At 40.7% G+C, this 13,740-nt stretch carries 14 protein-coding genes and 1 pseudogene; 7 read left to right on the forward strand and 8 right to left on the reverse strand.

Going from position 1 to position 13,740, the window contains the following annotated elements; translation table 11 throughout:
* Window positions 1-451: 451 nt before the first annotated feature.
* The 6 genes from HEQ19_16570 to HEQ19_16590 all read left to right on the forward strand — a co-directional run bounded on the left by HEQ19_16570 (window position 452) and on the right by HEQ19_16590 (window position 2,695).
* Entirely contained in the window at window positions 452-1,039 is a 588-nt protein-coding gene (locus HEQ19_16570; GenBank protein ID WYM00874.1) for a DUF4255 domain-containing protein, read from the forward strand.
* 185 nt (window positions 1,040-1,224) lie between these two features.
* Entirely contained in the window at window positions 1,225-1,470 is a 246-nt protein-coding gene (locus tag HEQ19_16575; GenBank protein ID WZI66939.1) for a phage tail protein, read from the forward strand.
* 187 nt (window positions 1,471-1,657) lie between these two features.
* On the forward strand, window positions 1,658-1,984 hold the full coding sequence (locus HEQ19_16580) for a baseplate J/gp47 family protein (GenBank protein ID WZI66940.1): 327 nt from the start codon (window positions 1,658-1,660) through the stop codon (window positions 1,982-1,984).
* Between the two features lie 34 nt (window positions 1,985-2,018).
* A complete protein-coding gene (locus tag HEQ19_16585) occupies window positions 2,019-2,162 on the forward strand; it encodes a phage tail protein (protein WZI67237.1) in 144 nt (47 codons plus the stop codon).
* A gap of 152 nt (window positions 2,163-2,314) precedes the next feature.
* Window positions 2,315-2,488, forward strand: a complete 174-nt coding sequence (locus tag HEQ19_31125) for a hypothetical protein (protein WZI67238.1) — start codon at window positions 2,315-2,317, stop codon at window positions 2,486-2,488.
* The gene (locus HEQ19_16590) at window positions 2,489-2,695 is read left to right on the forward strand and encodes a hypothetical protein (protein ID WYM00875.1); all 207 of its coding nucleotides are present in this window, start codon (window positions 2,489-2,491) and stop codon (window positions 2,693-2,695) included.
* 131 nt (window positions 2,696-2,826) lie between these two features.
* Here HEQ19_16590 and HEQ19_16595 read toward each other — a convergent pair whose 3' ends face one another.
* From HEQ19_16595 to HEQ19_16610, 4 genes and pseudogenes are all read right to left on the reverse strand, one after another.
* Window positions 2,827-5,361 carry a vWA domain-containing protein gene (locus HEQ19_16595; protein WYM00876.1) on the reverse strand — a complete coding sequence of 845 codons (2,535 nt, stop codon included), beginning with the start codon at window positions 5,359-5,361 and terminating at the stop codon, window positions 2,827-2,829.
* Window positions 5,362-5,864: 503 nt separating this feature from the next.
* Window positions 5,865-6,485 (reverse strand): annotated as a pseudogene (locus tag HEQ19_16600) (phosphatidylglycerol lysyltransferase domain-containing protein).
* A gap of 161 nt (window positions 6,486-6,646) precedes the next feature.
* Window positions 6,647-6,907 (reverse strand): hypothetical protein, encoded by a 261-nt coding sequence (locus HEQ19_16605; protein ID WYM00877.1) that lies wholly within the window; start codon window positions 6,905-6,907, stop codon window positions 6,647-6,649.
* A gap of 5 nt (window positions 6,908-6,912) precedes the next feature.
* Window positions 6,913-7,080 carry a hypothetical protein gene (locus HEQ19_16610; GenBank protein ID WYM00878.1) on the reverse strand — a complete coding sequence of 56 codons (168 nt, stop codon included), beginning with the start codon at window positions 7,078-7,080 and terminating at the stop codon, window positions 6,913-6,915.
* Between the two features lie 360 nt (window positions 7,081-7,440).
* Here HEQ19_16610 and HEQ19_16615 point away from each other — a divergent pair, with 360 nt between their 5' ends.
* Window positions 7,441-9,021, forward strand: coding sequence for an ATP-binding protein (locus HEQ19_16615; protein WYM03459.2), 1,581 nt, complete (start codon window positions 7,441-7,443; stop codon window positions 9,019-9,021).
* 99 nt (window positions 9,022-9,120) lie between these two features.
* On the opposite strand, the gene HEQ19_16620 is transcribed toward HEQ19_16615, so the two are convergent.
* From HEQ19_16620 to HEQ19_16635, 4 genes are all read right to left on the reverse strand, one after another.
* Window positions 9,121-10,995: an ABC transporter ATP-binding protein gene (locus HEQ19_16620; protein ID WYM00879.1), complete on the reverse strand. Its 1,875-nt coding sequence runs from the start codon at window positions 10,993-10,995 to the stop codon at window positions 9,121-9,123.
* 29 nt (window positions 10,996-11,024) lie between these two features.
* Window positions 11,025-11,189 (reverse strand): hypothetical protein, encoded by a 165-nt coding sequence (locus HEQ19_16625; GenBank protein ID WYL98120.1) that lies wholly within the window; start codon window positions 11,187-11,189, stop codon window positions 11,025-11,027.
* Window positions 11,189-11,761 (reverse strand): single-stranded DNA-binding protein, encoded by a 573-nt coding sequence (locus tag HEQ19_16630; protein ID WYM00880.1) that lies wholly within the window; start codon window positions 11,759-11,761, stop codon window positions 11,189-11,191. Before HEQ19_16630 ends, HEQ19_16625 begins: the two co-directional genes overlap by 1 nt.
* 915 nt (window positions 11,762-12,676) lie before the next feature.
* Entirely contained in the window at window positions 12,677-13,729 is a 1,053-nt protein-coding gene (locus HEQ19_16635) for an ABC transporter ATP-binding protein (protein ID WYM00881.1), read from the reverse strand.
* Window positions 13,730-13,740 lie beyond the last annotated feature (11 nt).

Genomic DNA, 13,740 nt, shown 5'->3' on the forward strand with positions numbered 1-13,740 from the left:
AGCGTGAAAACATACTACAGTGTTTGTTGTGTTTTGAACAAACAGTTATGTCTCTTTCTAAGAGGGTGTTTGAAAAGTCCGCGTTCATGTGCCCTGGCGATTAGAAATCGCGGCTAGACAAACAAAACCTGCCGACTCAGGTTAGAAAAACCTTGATTTTGTGTTAGTCCACGCAGGTGGACTACCCTTCTCTAGGAGAGGCTACGCCAACTCTAAGGCTGCGCCTATGTTTGTGTAGTAGTGATTTCTAATCGCCGAGAACTTTTCAAACATGAGACCTCTTGCATAAATCAAACCAAAGAACCCCACTGCGCCTTCGACTTACGTCAAAGTCTCCCCTAAGCGCAAGGTGTTAGGAGTGGGGTGTTAGGGGACTTTTGCAAGAGGTCTATGCTCTAAAAGCTATCAAGATGTACTGTGTCACAAAATAGACAATCCATTAATTAGATTTATGTTAGATGGTCTAGACACTACCTTAGAATTGCTACTGAAGCGAGAACTTCCACCTGATATTCCTTCAACAGAGACGGAAGTTTCTATCAGTTTTGACACGCCTTATCAAGGAGCAATTAAAAAAAAGCCAGCGATTAATTTATTTTTGTATGATGTACAGGAGAATCTGGATTTACGCAGCAGTACTTCGTCAGTAGAACGCCAAAGTAATGGTAAAGCCATGAGAAAACGTCCGCCGGCGAGGGTGGATTGTTCATATCTAATTACTGCTTGGCCGCAAAATGAGGATGATGTGAAAACAGAACACCAACTTTTAGGAGAAGTCATGAAGGTGTTACTGCGCTATCGAAAACTTCCCGAAGATTTTGTGGCGGATAATTTTGCAGGACAAGAACTCCCGCTGAAGCTAATTAGTTTACGTCCGAGTAATTTAAAAAGTTTTGGGGAATTTTGGCAAGCAATGGGGGGGAAGGAAGGGACTAGACCCAAGGTTGTCTTGCATTGTACTGTGACTATTTCTGTTCCTGTAGATGAAGTAGGGGAAGAAGTGCCATTGGTGGGATTTTATAATAAACCGAAGTCTTAATTTTAGGAGTAGCGATGCTCGAATTATCTATAGTTAACCAACAAATAGCGATCGCGGGTAAAGTTTTGCGGCTCTTCCGTACTTAGCGTGCTGAATTTATTAAATAATCAGCTTGAACCCCTTGCAGAGCTAAGATAATAGCCATTATTTTCTGTATTTTATATCATATTGCTAAAAATTAAATTATGAACGCCATCGATTTGTTTTATATCTGGTATAAAGCAACTAGTCAAGGGTGGATTCAACAATTAAACGGTACGATTCTCTTACTTAATAGTCAGCAAATTCCGGTGATGTGGTGGACGTTTAAAAAAGCATATCCCGTCAAATGGGAAGGTCCACAATTGAATGCTAGTAGTGACGAAATTGCTGTGGAGAAAATTGAGCTGGTGCATCAAGGAATTTCGGTTCTTGCGTACTTAACGTGCTAAATTTTTAATTACAGTCGATAACTTTGTTTTAAAATCAAGGCTTACAGGCGCTTATAGCCAAAATTTTAATCATCAGACCTAAAAGGCAGTAAATAATGGCTGTCATCTTATCCCAGCAAGGAGTTCAAGCTTATTTTTCAACATATTTAGCACGCTAAGTACGCAAGAACCGATCCTACCAAAGCAGATGTATCATTTGCAGCTGAATCGCCAGAAATTAGCAAAAAAATCGAGGAAATTAACAAGCGTGCAGGACAAGTTAAACTTGCCCTATAGTAGCGATCGCCAACCAACCCCTAGTTTAGCTTTAATCGAGCAAGTCGAAACCTACATCCGTTCGCGTTGTGAAGCGACGATAGATTTAGTAGTGACAGCCCCAAAATGGCAAAAAATCACCGTTACTGCAACCATAACTCCGGTGTCCCTCGAAAACGCGGACATTGTGAGAAACAACGTTAGACAACGCTTAGAAGCCTTTCTCCATCCGTTAACCGGCGGAAACAGCCAAGACTGAAAATGTACCAGGTTTAGAAGAAATTATTGATGATATTCATCTTTATTTCAATCCTCAAGACACTCCAGAAGAATTTTTACCTTGGTTAGCAGGTTGGGTATCCTTGAGTTTACGGGACGATTGGGCGGTAGAGGTTAAAAGACAGTTTATTCAACAAATTGGGCTCTTCCGTACTTAGCGTGCTGAATTTATTAAAAAATCAGCTTGAAACCCTTGCAGAGCTAAGATAATAGCCATTATTTTCTGTATTTTATATCATATTGCTAAAAATTAAATTATGAACGCCTGTAAGCCTTACTTTTAAAGCAAATTTATAGACTTTAATTAATAATTAAGCACGCTAAGTACGCAAGAACCCTCAAAGGAGGGCAATTCAAGGCAAAATTTACAGTATTAGTTCCCGCACAACAACCTTCTGCACCCAGTCCTATTCCTGATAATACCCCCCAATATTCCGGTAATGGTACATTTATTTCCGTGAATTTAAAAGTCAAAGGAACCTAAATGAAAGAACAACTCGAAAAGCGCCTCGCCGAACTCAAAGCCGAATTTGCATCAGGACAAAAAGTTATGGCTGATTTAGAGGCGAAACAAGCAAATCTGCGTGATACCTTATTGCGAATTAGTGGAGCAATTCAAATTTTAGAAGAAGAAATAGGCAAAGTCAGCACAGAGTCAACAAATACTCAAGAACCTGTAGCAATAAATTAATACCGCTGCGTCTATAGCGTTTCCCGGTCTAGTGAGGTAATATACCGTATTGTCAGCGCAAGCTCCTCGCTTGCGCTTAGGGGGTTGGGGGTGGTCGATTGTACGTCACTGAGAACCGCTATATATAAATACTAATCTTCCACGCCCACAGCTACCTTTTTGCTGTAATATTCAGTTTGTGCATACACGCTGATAATGCTATCACCAACTACAAAAAATGTACCTTCTTGCTCATATTTAGAAAACTGCAAATTCGGACATTTAGCAGCAAGTTCCTCAGCAGTCATAGCAGGCGTTGCCATTTCATCTGGTAAAAGTCCAGTGGCACCGATGTAGAATACTAAAGGAGAAATATTTTCTTGGTAAATTCTCTCTGCATATCGCTCTAGTTTGGTATTCGCTATCGTCAAAGCTGTCACCATTTCTTCTTTGCTGACAGGCTTACCAGTTTGTTGATCATCCAACAACCGCGCCAAACTTTCAGCACCGACTTTGGCAAGAATTTTGACAACAATGCCATTTTTTTCTAATCCCAGAAAATCATCAAAAATTGGTTTCATCAAATCATCAACTTTGGTAATCTTGATTCTGGAGGAAAGGGCTTTGTGTCTAAAGGCGTAATTTTCATTCAAAGCCATATCAAAGCTAGGCTTGGTGAAAATTTCCCCAGTTTCTTTGTCATAAACCTGATACATTCTGTCCAGGAATTTATTAGCAGAAGGTAACTTGCTGAGGTTGAGAATATCTTGACTGCCAATGTCGATTTTATAGCTCACTCGTGAGTCAAGTGTACCATTAATTAGAGCTTCTTTGATGTCAGTATATTCGTTGGTTGTCGGGAAATTCAGGTAAAGGTTTTTGGACAGATAGTGTTTTTTCAACTCATCTAACTGAGCCGCGATAAACACATCAGATTCTTCTCGTAAATGTGCGGAAATAATACTAGTAAGTACTTTGATTTCCGCAAGTTCATTGAACAAGCCATCAATACTGCTATAACTTCCATCAAACGGTACTAAGGGCAAATTATCTAACTCGATGGTATATTCAGCATGAAAGTCAAACTCATCGCCTGACAACACACCTGTTTGCTTGAGCAAATCAAAGGCTTTTTTATTGCTGATTTTGACTTGTAAAGATTTGACATTGATTTCACCATCACTGACAATCGTGTAATTATTAAAGGTAGCTAAGTCATTGACCAATAAACCTGCAACTTCAATAATTGGGGTTTTATCTTCAGCTTTAATCAGCTTAACTTTGCGGGTGACAAGCATATTGATGGTAGCGGTGTTGCGATTAATTTCAAATCCACCCATTCCCACATATTCACCAATATCAATATATTCTGTCCTCAACCAAGGTCTGACGAGTTCACCATTCTCATCTCTAACCCCTTTAACTCGTTTGATACCTTTTCTCTGATAATTATCTTGCAGGTGTTTGATATTAATGATGATGCTGTGGCGATATTCCTCAAAGATTTTAATTAGTTCCAAAAGAGAAATTTTGTTATTGACCTTCACTTGTTCGCTAATTTCATGCTCCTGCAATACATTAGGATAAAAGAGGGCAATATCAATATCTTGAGCAAAGTTAGCTATGTCCTGATTCGTCAACGCTTTAGCATGTTTTTCAGTCAAAGTTACATCAAATGTGCTGGCTATGGCATACTTAGAAGTATTCAAATTTCCCTCAGCTAAATTAGCTTTAGCAAAGGCGTACACAGATTCATCATTCTGTGCAACACCTACATCTTTCATTTGCTCATAAACCTCTGGACTAATTTGCTTATATTTATAGATAATTCCTTCATCCTCTGGCTGTAGTCCAAAGATTTTCAGAGTCTGATTTGTCCCATTAATTTTCTTACCACTCCGCGAAAAGAACAATTGATAACTGTAATCAGCCGCTAAAGGTTCTTCTATTGCTAAAGCCACAGCAGCACCTAACAATTTAGCCGTGCTGTAAATAGCGTCATAAACTTCTTTTACGTTACCAGCTTTGATGCAGCAACCAGAGACGGTATTAGCAATTTTAGCCAGCAGTTTAAAATCAGAAGCATTGGAATAGGCGATGGTGTTGACAAAAACATCCATCTGCTTTAATTCTTCACAGATATTTTCAATCGCTCTCGCTTCTGCACTAGGGCTGCTATCATTAGCATAGCCATCACTGTGCAAAGTTATGGCTGTTAGTTCTCCCGCTTGAATTAAGGATTTTGCTAGCTTTAGTGACTGCGATATGCAGGTAAGATAGCTCGCTTGAATCGCTTTAATTTCTGCCAAATATGGAGAATTTTGCTGCATCACTTCCTGAATTGGAACTCTCTGGAAGTGACAGGTGACATCGCCAAGAGAAGAATAGGATATCAGGCTGATAACTAATTGGAAGTTAAGATATTCATCTAGGGTCAAAAGCTTGATTAATGTGTCCTTTAAGGCGGCGATATCATAATACATCGAGCCGGAACGGTCGATGATAATGATGCTATGAGCTACCTGTTTTTGGGGAACTTCACCCTCAAGGATTTCTACATTAAATCCTTCGACTAAATAGTGAGCTTTTTCTTTACCTGCTAAGTTGTAAAGGGTGAATTTTGTTCTATTATTAAAGGTAGATTTGACAGAAGTCTTTACAGGCTGATTTTTTACTTGATTGAACATATTTCCACCTTCACTAATCAAGGTCACGACTCATCTGTATCCCCTCGGAAAATTTGAGGGTAATTATACACGAACTGGTGTTGCTGAATAAATGGATGAAGATTTCACGCAGAGGCGCATACTTCGACTGCGCTCAGTAACCAGAGGCGCAAAGAGTAAGAGGAGAGTTAGCTTTGAGTGACGAAGTTGTAATAATTCATATTCTGCGATGCCTCAAAAATTAGCATTACAATTAATGCCAAATCAATGTTAAAATTGGCATAGGATTCACACATTTTGGGTAGAGATATTTGCATTCACGCAGTCAGTGCTAAGGGCGTTTAACAATTGCAAATAAGGTGCATCCCTTGGCCATTTGCTTTACCACTCATCGAATGTTTATACTTATATAGTACATTAGTACTAGTAAATTGTCAACTATCCCAGGGGAGACAAGGATATGACCCTTGACCTTTGACGCTTGACCCTTGACCCTTGACGCTTGACGCTTGACCCCTGACCCCTTACGCTCCTGGTTTAAAATAGTCGAGGAGGCGATCGCCTGAATCTGCGCGAATCAAAGCGACAATTACTTCTGGTAAGGCGGTGAAACTGGGGTAAACTAGATAGCGTGGTTCCCAACTAGGGCGAAACTTTTCTTTGTATGCGTGTACGCCTTGGAAGTTGTAGAAACGATTCAAATGTTCGTAAAGATAATGCAATACTTTTTCTAAGCGACGTGATTCTGGGGTTTCACCAACGCCAGCTAGGGCTGAGAGTCCAAAATTAAAGCTGTCGTACCCAAGTTCTTTATAGTGCTGTAACAAGGAAGTAAATAAAAAGTCCATCGTCCCATTCTCAATTGATTGACGATGGCGCATCATGTCGTTGGTAACTTCGTTAAGCTGGTATTCTGACAAAATATTTGCAAAGGCGATGACTTGACCTTCAGGATTATGCACTACCGCGATTTCACTCTCTCGCAGATATACTTCATCAAACCAACCCAAAGAAAATTTCTTTTCTGAACCTTCTACCATTTTGAGCCATTCATCACTCACAGGTTTGAGTTGGCGCAACAATTCATCGGCGATTGGGGGTTTGTAAAATTCTGCCTGATATCCTAGCTTCGTCAACCGATTTATTGGGATATTCCGTACTTAGCGTGCTGAATTTATTAAAAAATCAGCTTGAAACCCTTGCAGAGCTAAGATAATAGCCATTATTTTCTGTATTTTATATCATATTGCTAAAAATTAAATTATGAACGCCTGTAAGCCTTACTTTTAAAGCAAATTTATAGACTTTAATTAATAATTAAGCACGCTAAGTACGCAAGAACCGGATTTTTCTCATAGCCAGGGGGTAAGGAAACTCCATAGGTACGTTCTCCACCCATAACTTGACTGTTGTAGATTTCTAACTTGTAGGTGAGGTCAGTAGGGGTTACAGGAGAAACCGTTGGCGTCGCTTGTGGCGGTTTGGCGACTACACCTTGGGAATAATTATAGCTAATTAAGGTCAGTAGGGAAGCCAACACTAGAATTTGAGATTGTTTGTAGTTCATGGATCTTAATTATAAACTTCGACTTTTAACCAATTTGCGATCGCCTGATTCACCAACTTTGGAAACTCTCCCATCACCAGATGTCCAGCCTTGGCAAAATGTAAGTAAATACCCTTGATAAAGTTGTAAAAATACTTATTGGTGGGTGTTGACGGTTGACGGTTGACTGTCAACCGTCAACCGTCAACCGTCTGACAAATGACAAATGACAAACAAAGCCAGTATGCTTTAATAGCCGACCTAGCTTGAAAACAAAACTCCATCCCCTTGTGGATTGAGCTACAGAAAAATTATAAACTGAACATTGAGAAGTAATAAAGAAACCTTATATAAATATCCAGTAGTTATACGCAGAAAAATCTAAGGTATGCATAGCAAGAATATTGATAAAATGAGCGGGAGATCACAAACTGACAAAATTCAATGGGTATACTCTAATGAAGTAGACACAATCCCGATACTCAGAAAAGTTGGTGTGACTAACTACTAGTCCCCTATCCCCAGTTCCTAGTCCTTATTTTCAAGACAGCTTTTTGAATATCAGCAATGGACAACAAGGCACAACTGATATTGGAGAAAATCGCCGTCAGGCAATCATGATTGTAACTCAACAACAGCACAGCAATATGGGAGAACAATCAATCTCCCCCCATCTACCTCAACAACTGGGGATACTCCAACGGCTAACTAACCTGACCAACCAGCGTCTGACGAATTTACCCGACTTGTTAAAAGTGATGGTAGAGGAGATTTGCGATGGTATTGAAAGTACAGAATTTTGTCTGATAGCCTTATCTCATCCCCAAACCCAAAAGTTAGAATTAACCGCCACAGCGGGACTAGATGTCGAAAAATTACCTTTCCTCAACCTGAATGGTAATTTGGAAGCTAGAGATCCCCTCTGGCGTTGGTCAGAAGAATCAATATCGCTCCACACCGATACAGATTTACTAGCCCAGGTATTTACCACAGGTGTTTCCCAGATGTTTCATGGGACTAGACAAGAAACAGATTCTGTGGTAGAGGAATTACCATCGTCCCCATCTCCCTCTGTCCAGATATGTAGTGGGTTTACCCCCTCGTCAGCGTATGTTGTAGCCATAGAGTCTGCACAAGCAGGACGATTGGGAGTAATCGCAATTGGTAACTGGGAAAATACCGATGCTTTTAATAGTACTACGCAGAACCTTTTGGATGCAGTGGGGGAAGTGGCGGCGATCGCCATTAATAATGCTAGAATGATCAAAGCCTTGGAAGAGCGAGAAGAACTCTTAGCCAAACAAAACGAAATTCTGCTAGAGCAAAATCGTGAACTAGAAAAAAACCGACACCAAATTCAACTACAGAACCTGCAACTTTTAGAAGCAGCGACGCTAAAATCCCAATTTTTAGCCACTACATCCCATGAACTCCGCACCCCCCTCAATGTGATTTTAGGCTTATCACAAGTGTTGTTGCGCCAACGACTCTCCACCTTATCTGAGTCACAAGTAGATATGGTGCAACGAATTCTCAATAATGGCAATCACCTGTTAACAATCATTGACGATATGCTTTACTTTGGTAACGTCGAAGCAGGTCGGCTGTCATTTCAAGTTGAGGAATTTAATTTAACTACTTTAATCTTAACAACCGTAGCTGAACACCGTTCCCTAGCGGAGGACAAGTTATTAGATTTGCAAGTAGAAGTCAATCTTACTAGTCCCTTCGTAGTCAATGACAGCGCCCGCGTCAAACAGGTTTTAGTCAAGCTATTATTAAATGCTATTAAGTTTACAGAAACTGGTAGCGTCAAAGTCAAAGTATGGGAAATCTCCAGTGAGAGAATTGCGATCGCAGTTCAAGATACTGGCATCGGCATCGCCGAATCTGACCTAGAATATACAATATTTGAGCAATTCCGGCAAGTTGATCAAAGTAATACCCGCAAGTATGGCGGTATTGGTTTGGGGCTAGCAATTACCAAATCATTAGTTGAAATCATGCAAGGCACCATCAATATTACCAGCAAACTCGGTGAAGGTTCCACTTTCTGCGTCGAATTACCAAGACAAGTCAATTCCCAGGGGTGGGATAGGGAAGTTAAACCCTCAAGCAAACCCACGCTGCTATGAACTACCCCATCTTACTTCACTTCGTGACGCTACGCGAACGTTGAAGATGGGGTTTCTACATCCCCATTACCGTAAAGCTAGAAGTTTGGTTTCCAAAGGTTAATCATTAATTGAGCTTTGTCCTAGTCCGTTTTTCCTGCGTTCGGGACTACCAGTAGGAATCGAAGCAATTAATTTCTGAGTATATTCTTCTTTGGGTTCGCGATAAATACTTTCTGCTGTACCTTCTTCAACAATTTGACCGCGATTCATAACTAGAATGCGATCGCTCATAAATTTGACTACACTTAAATCGTGGGAAATAAAGATATAAGTCAATTGAAAATCTGACTGCAATTCTTTCAATAGATTCAATACCTGCGCCTGTACAGAAACATCTAGCGCGGAAACCGATTCATCGCATATAATAAATTTAGGATTTAATGCCAAAGAACGCGCAATACAAATCCGCTGACGTTGACCGCCAGAAAACTGGTGGGGATAGCGGTTCATCGCATCTGCAGTCAATCCCACCCGTTCTAAAAGTTCGGCTACCCGTTCTCGGCGTTGTCGTGGCGTCTTACCAACTGAGTGAATTACCAAGGGTTCCATCACCGCATCCCCAACCTTCATGCGTGGGTCGAGGGAACTAAAGGGATTTTGGAAGACTATTTGCATTTCTCGCCGCAGTTTTTGCAACGGTTCTCCTTTGAGTGTGGTAATATCTTGCCCATCGAAGATAATTTGACCACTCATCGGTTCAATTAATCGCAGCAAGGTTCTCCCAAGAGTGGTTTTACCGCAACCAGATTCTCCCACCAATCCGAGTGTTTCCCCTGGTTTGACATCAAAGGAAACATTATTAACTGCCATATTATAGCGTTTTGTACCACCCAATATGCCCCGCACTGGGAAGCCTACCTTGAGGTGGCGAATTTCTAACAGAGGTGTCTTTCTGCTGAGGTTTACTAATCTTACAACTATTTCCTCACTGGTAATTTCCGGCGGTTGTAGCGGTTGTTTCGCCTGAATTACCGGCTTTCCAGTTGCATTCTCATCCACACTCATGTAGTCAGAAACCGTGAGTAATTTTTGTGGATGACGGGTGAGTGTGGGACGGCAAGCTACCAAACCCTTAGTATAGGGATGTTGGGGGTTACTAAAAATTTGCTCCACCGTGCCATATTCTACAACTTCACCACGATACATCACCGCTACATTGTCAGCAATTTCCGAAATTAATCCCAAATCGTGGGTGATAAAAATCATTGCCATATCGCGGCCTTGCTGCAATTCTGCCATCAACTTGAGAATTGTTGCCTGTACCGTCACATCTAAAGCTGTAGTTGGTTCATCAGCAATTAACAGCGATGGATTACAAGAAATCGCCATTGCGATCATCACCCGCTGTAACTGACCACCAGAAAGCTCATGGGGGTAACGCTCCAGCATAGCTTCCTTTTGCTGCTGCACCCACTGTACCAGTTTTTGCCCATTTTGTTGCTTCTCAGTTTCGAGATACTGTTGTTGTATCTGCTCATCGCTAGGGAGGAGTTTGACTTCTTGCAAACCAGCGATCGCAATTCTTCGAGCTTGGGCCGCTGACACATTCTGATGTCGCATGATCGCTTCTGTTAGCTGAAACCCAATGTTATAAACCGGATTGAGGGAACTCATCGGTTCTTGAAAAATCATGGCGATATCGCCACCTCGGTATAACTGCATTTCCTCAGGGGGTAACGCCAATAAATTGATGGGTGTACCATTCTCCTGGGGGCGAAACCAAATTTCCCCGCCACTAACTCTACCAGGACTCTGTAACAAACCCATCACCGCTAAGGCTGTGACCGATTTACCACTCCCAGACTCTCCTACTATTCCTAGCGTTTCGCCTCCATACAGTCCAAAAGAAATACCATCTACAGCCTTGACTATGTTGCCATCACTGGAAAATTCTACTTGAAGATTGCGAACTTCTAGGACAGTTTCTCTCATAGGAATCGGGGTTAGATGTTTAGGGAAAATTATCTGAATTTTAACAGTCGTTCGGGGCGCAAGGCGTTGCGCCCCGAAAGTTCATTTAACGACGCCAAAAACGCTGATTTTTCCGTGGAATCAGCGGTTAATGACCAATGACCAATGACCAATGACAAATGACAAATGACCAATGACCAATGACCAATGACCATTAAAACGGAATATCATCTATATTCGGTTCTTCTTCCTGCACTGGCTGATAGGTAGTGCGTTCAAAATTGCTTGGTTGGGGTACGGGTTGGGGGTTTGTCCCCAGGGGAATGACGTTATTAGTTGTAGGTGGGGTAGCTGGGGGACGGGATGACTGATAACTGGGAATATTGGTCTCAGGGGGACGGGATGCTACAGGTGGAGGCGATTGGCGTGAGTTAGTCTCTGTGGGAGTTCTAGTTGCTGATGCTGATGAAGTCAGATTGAAACCATTTCCTACAGACTGAATTTGTTGTATGGTCAATTCAGCACGTTTTTCCTTGAATCCTTCTGGACGCTCAATGGTATTCATACCTAAACGTCCTACCAGAATCACGCGATCGCCTTGGTGGTAGTTTTGTTGAATTTCTTTCGCCAGATTCCCCCAGCTGACAACTTTTAAGGTCGCTGGTGTATCCTCTGGTTTCTGGGAATTGGGAAACTGCACTAGCATTTCCGTAACTTCCAGATTATCCGCTGTAAAGCGTAGTTGTGGCTCTTGAATGATTTCTGCCATCAAAACGCAGCTGTTCATAATATTACTCCTAAATCGAAAATAGTGCTGAGTGCTGAGTGGGAAAAGATGGATTTTTAATGAGTGCCAATCAATATAATAAGACTACTATTTGATTTTTAAATTACATTTAGTTAGGGGTATGCCCACCAAATCTTGGCTATGGTCGGCAATGCTCTACGTACAGATACTATTTTGAGTCAATTGTAACATAAAAATCAAGCGAAGGCAGTAAACAACATCCTTTGGGACGCTGTTCGTCACCATCGCCTGACCGGATCAAGCATTGAATTCTGCAATTCAATAGTATAATTGTACCATTATGACGTGTCAATAACTTATAGCCCACATTCCGCACTTCATTTTGTAGTGCAAGCACAAGTGTAATAAATAGCAAAAAATATTTAAGCAGAAATACTTAATTAAATGAGTAATAAATATAGACAGTAATATAAAATTGCCAACAAATTGAAATTCATCAGGTATTGACAATAAATTCAGGAGCAAAAATGAGAAAATGAATCTGAATTAAATAAAAATCCCCAGTAATATGAATTACCAAAAAGAAGAAATTGAGAGTAAAAACGGTTCTTGCGTACTTAGCGTGCTGAATTTGTTAAAAAATAAGTTTGAAACCCTTGCCTGGCTCCGATAAAAGCCATTATTTTTTGTATTTGAGCTACTGTTACTAAAAATCAAATTATAAACGCCTATAAGCCTTGTTATTAAAGCAATTTAATCGACTTTCATTAATAATTAAGCACGCTATACACGCAAGAGCCGAATTTTGGTGTGCATAATTTATTTTTGGATGGTTATTTTATTTTTGAAAACTATAGTTTTGAATTGCTCGCCAATGTAGTTTATTTATGCTACTTGTTGAAGTGCGGAATGTGGGTAATATAGTTTTCTCCTTACCCTCTCCTATCATCGCTTTCAGCTTTTAGGATGTACCTCATAGCTGCCGGAAGTGCTGTATAATAAATTTAAAAATTTAATTATTTCGGACAATGAATTATAAGTATATATATTATGGTTGTTGGTAATTTTCCACAGAAATTGTTTTGAATTTGATATTACTTCTATTGAAGTTGGTAAGTCATTTTTACTTTGATAAACTTGAAATCCTACACGTTTTAAAGCACGAGTAGTCCACACGGAGGCGATACCCTCACCTATTAAGTTAATGTCTCCCCTGTGGGATGTATGGAGATTAAATTCACCAGAAAACATATCAAACTCCACACCTTCACTGCGGAAGCTATCAGCAAAAGTACCACTTAACACTAAATCTTCTGGTGCGCCAACGTGTAAAATACCATTAGCTGTTAATAGCCAAACCTTATCAGCAAGACGCAAAGCTAAATCTAAATCGTGGGTAGAAAGGAGAATCGCTTGATTGGTTTCTCGTGCTAACTGACGCAATAACTGCATAATTTCTACCCGTCGCGGTAAATCTAAAAATGCTGTTGGCTCATCAAGTAACATCACAATAGGCGACTGAGCCAAAGCACGCGCAATCATGATTTTTTGGCGTTCACCGTCACTTAATTCGCTAACTTGACGTTGTGCTAAGTGTACTGCTCCTACAGATTTTATTGCCCAATGTACTATTGCTTCATCTTCGGGTGTCAAATTTCCCCACCAATCAGTGTAAGGATATCGCCCCAAACTCACCAAGGTGTAAGCTGATAGCATTCTGACATCAACTTTCTCGGTAAGTACCAAACTCAGACGTTTGGCTAATTCCTGTGGTGCTAACTTGTAAATATTTTCGCCTAAGAGTCGCACTTCACCCGCGATTGGGGGTTGCATTCCGGCGAGCGATCGCAGTAATGTAGATTTACCCGCACCATTAGGGCCAAGTAAGCAAACCAGTTCCCCAGCTTGCAGAGATACAGAAATATCCGATGCAACACACCGAACAGTTTTTCGGGATGTCTTGTAACCGATAGTCAAGTTATGAGTTGTTAAAATCGAGTTACTCATGAGAAACTTCA

Source organism: Gloeotrichia echinulata CP02 (assembly GCA_038087035.1).
GTDB classification, from domain to species: Bacteria; Cyanobacteriota; Cyanobacteriia; order Cyanobacteriales; family Nostocaceae; genus Gloeotrichia; species Gloeotrichia echinulata.

What these genes read in the sequence shown, in the direction of transcription:
- HEQ19_16580 (WZI66940.1), top strand. Translation starts at nt 1,658, where the DNA reads ATGTATCATTTGCAGCTGAATCGCCAGAAATTAGCAAAAAAATCGAGG.
- HEQ19_16625 (WYL98120.1), bottom strand. Translation starts at nt 11,189, where the DNA reads ATGGTCATTGGTCATTGGTCATTGGTCATTTGTCATTTGTCATTGGTC.
- HEQ19_16605 (WYM00877.1), bottom strand. Translation starts at nt 6,907, where the DNA reads ATGAACTACAAACAATCTCAAATTCTAGTGTTGGCTTCCCTACTGACC.
- HEQ19_16635 (WYM00881.1), bottom strand. Translation starts at nt 13,729, where the DNA reads ATGAGTAACTCGATTTTAACAACTCATAACTTGACTATCGGTTACAAG.
- HEQ19_16590 (WYM00875.1), top strand. Translation starts at nt 2,489, where the DNA reads ATGAAAGAACAACTCGAAAAGCGCCTCGCCGAACTCAAAGCCGAATTT.
- HEQ19_16630 (WYM00880.1), bottom strand. Translation starts at nt 11,761, where the DNA reads ATGAACAGCTGCGTTTTGATGGCAGAAATCATTCAAGAGCCACAACTA.
- HEQ19_16595 (WYM00876.1), bottom strand. Translation starts at nt 5,361, where the DNA reads ATGTTCAATCAAGTAAAAAATCAGCCTGTAAAGACTTCTGTCAAATCT.
- HEQ19_16620 (WYM00879.1), bottom strand. Translation starts at nt 10,995, where the DNA reads ATGAGAGAAACTGTCCTAGAAGTTCGCAATCTTCAAGTAGAATTTTCC.
- HEQ19_16570 (WYM00874.1), top strand. Translation starts at nt 452, where the DNA reads ATGTTAGATGGTCTAGACACTACCTTAGAATTGCTACTGAAGCGAGAA.
- HEQ19_16575 (WZI66939.1), top strand. Translation starts at nt 1,225, where the DNA reads ATGAACGCCATCGATTTGTTTTATATCTGGTATAAAGCAACTAGTCAA.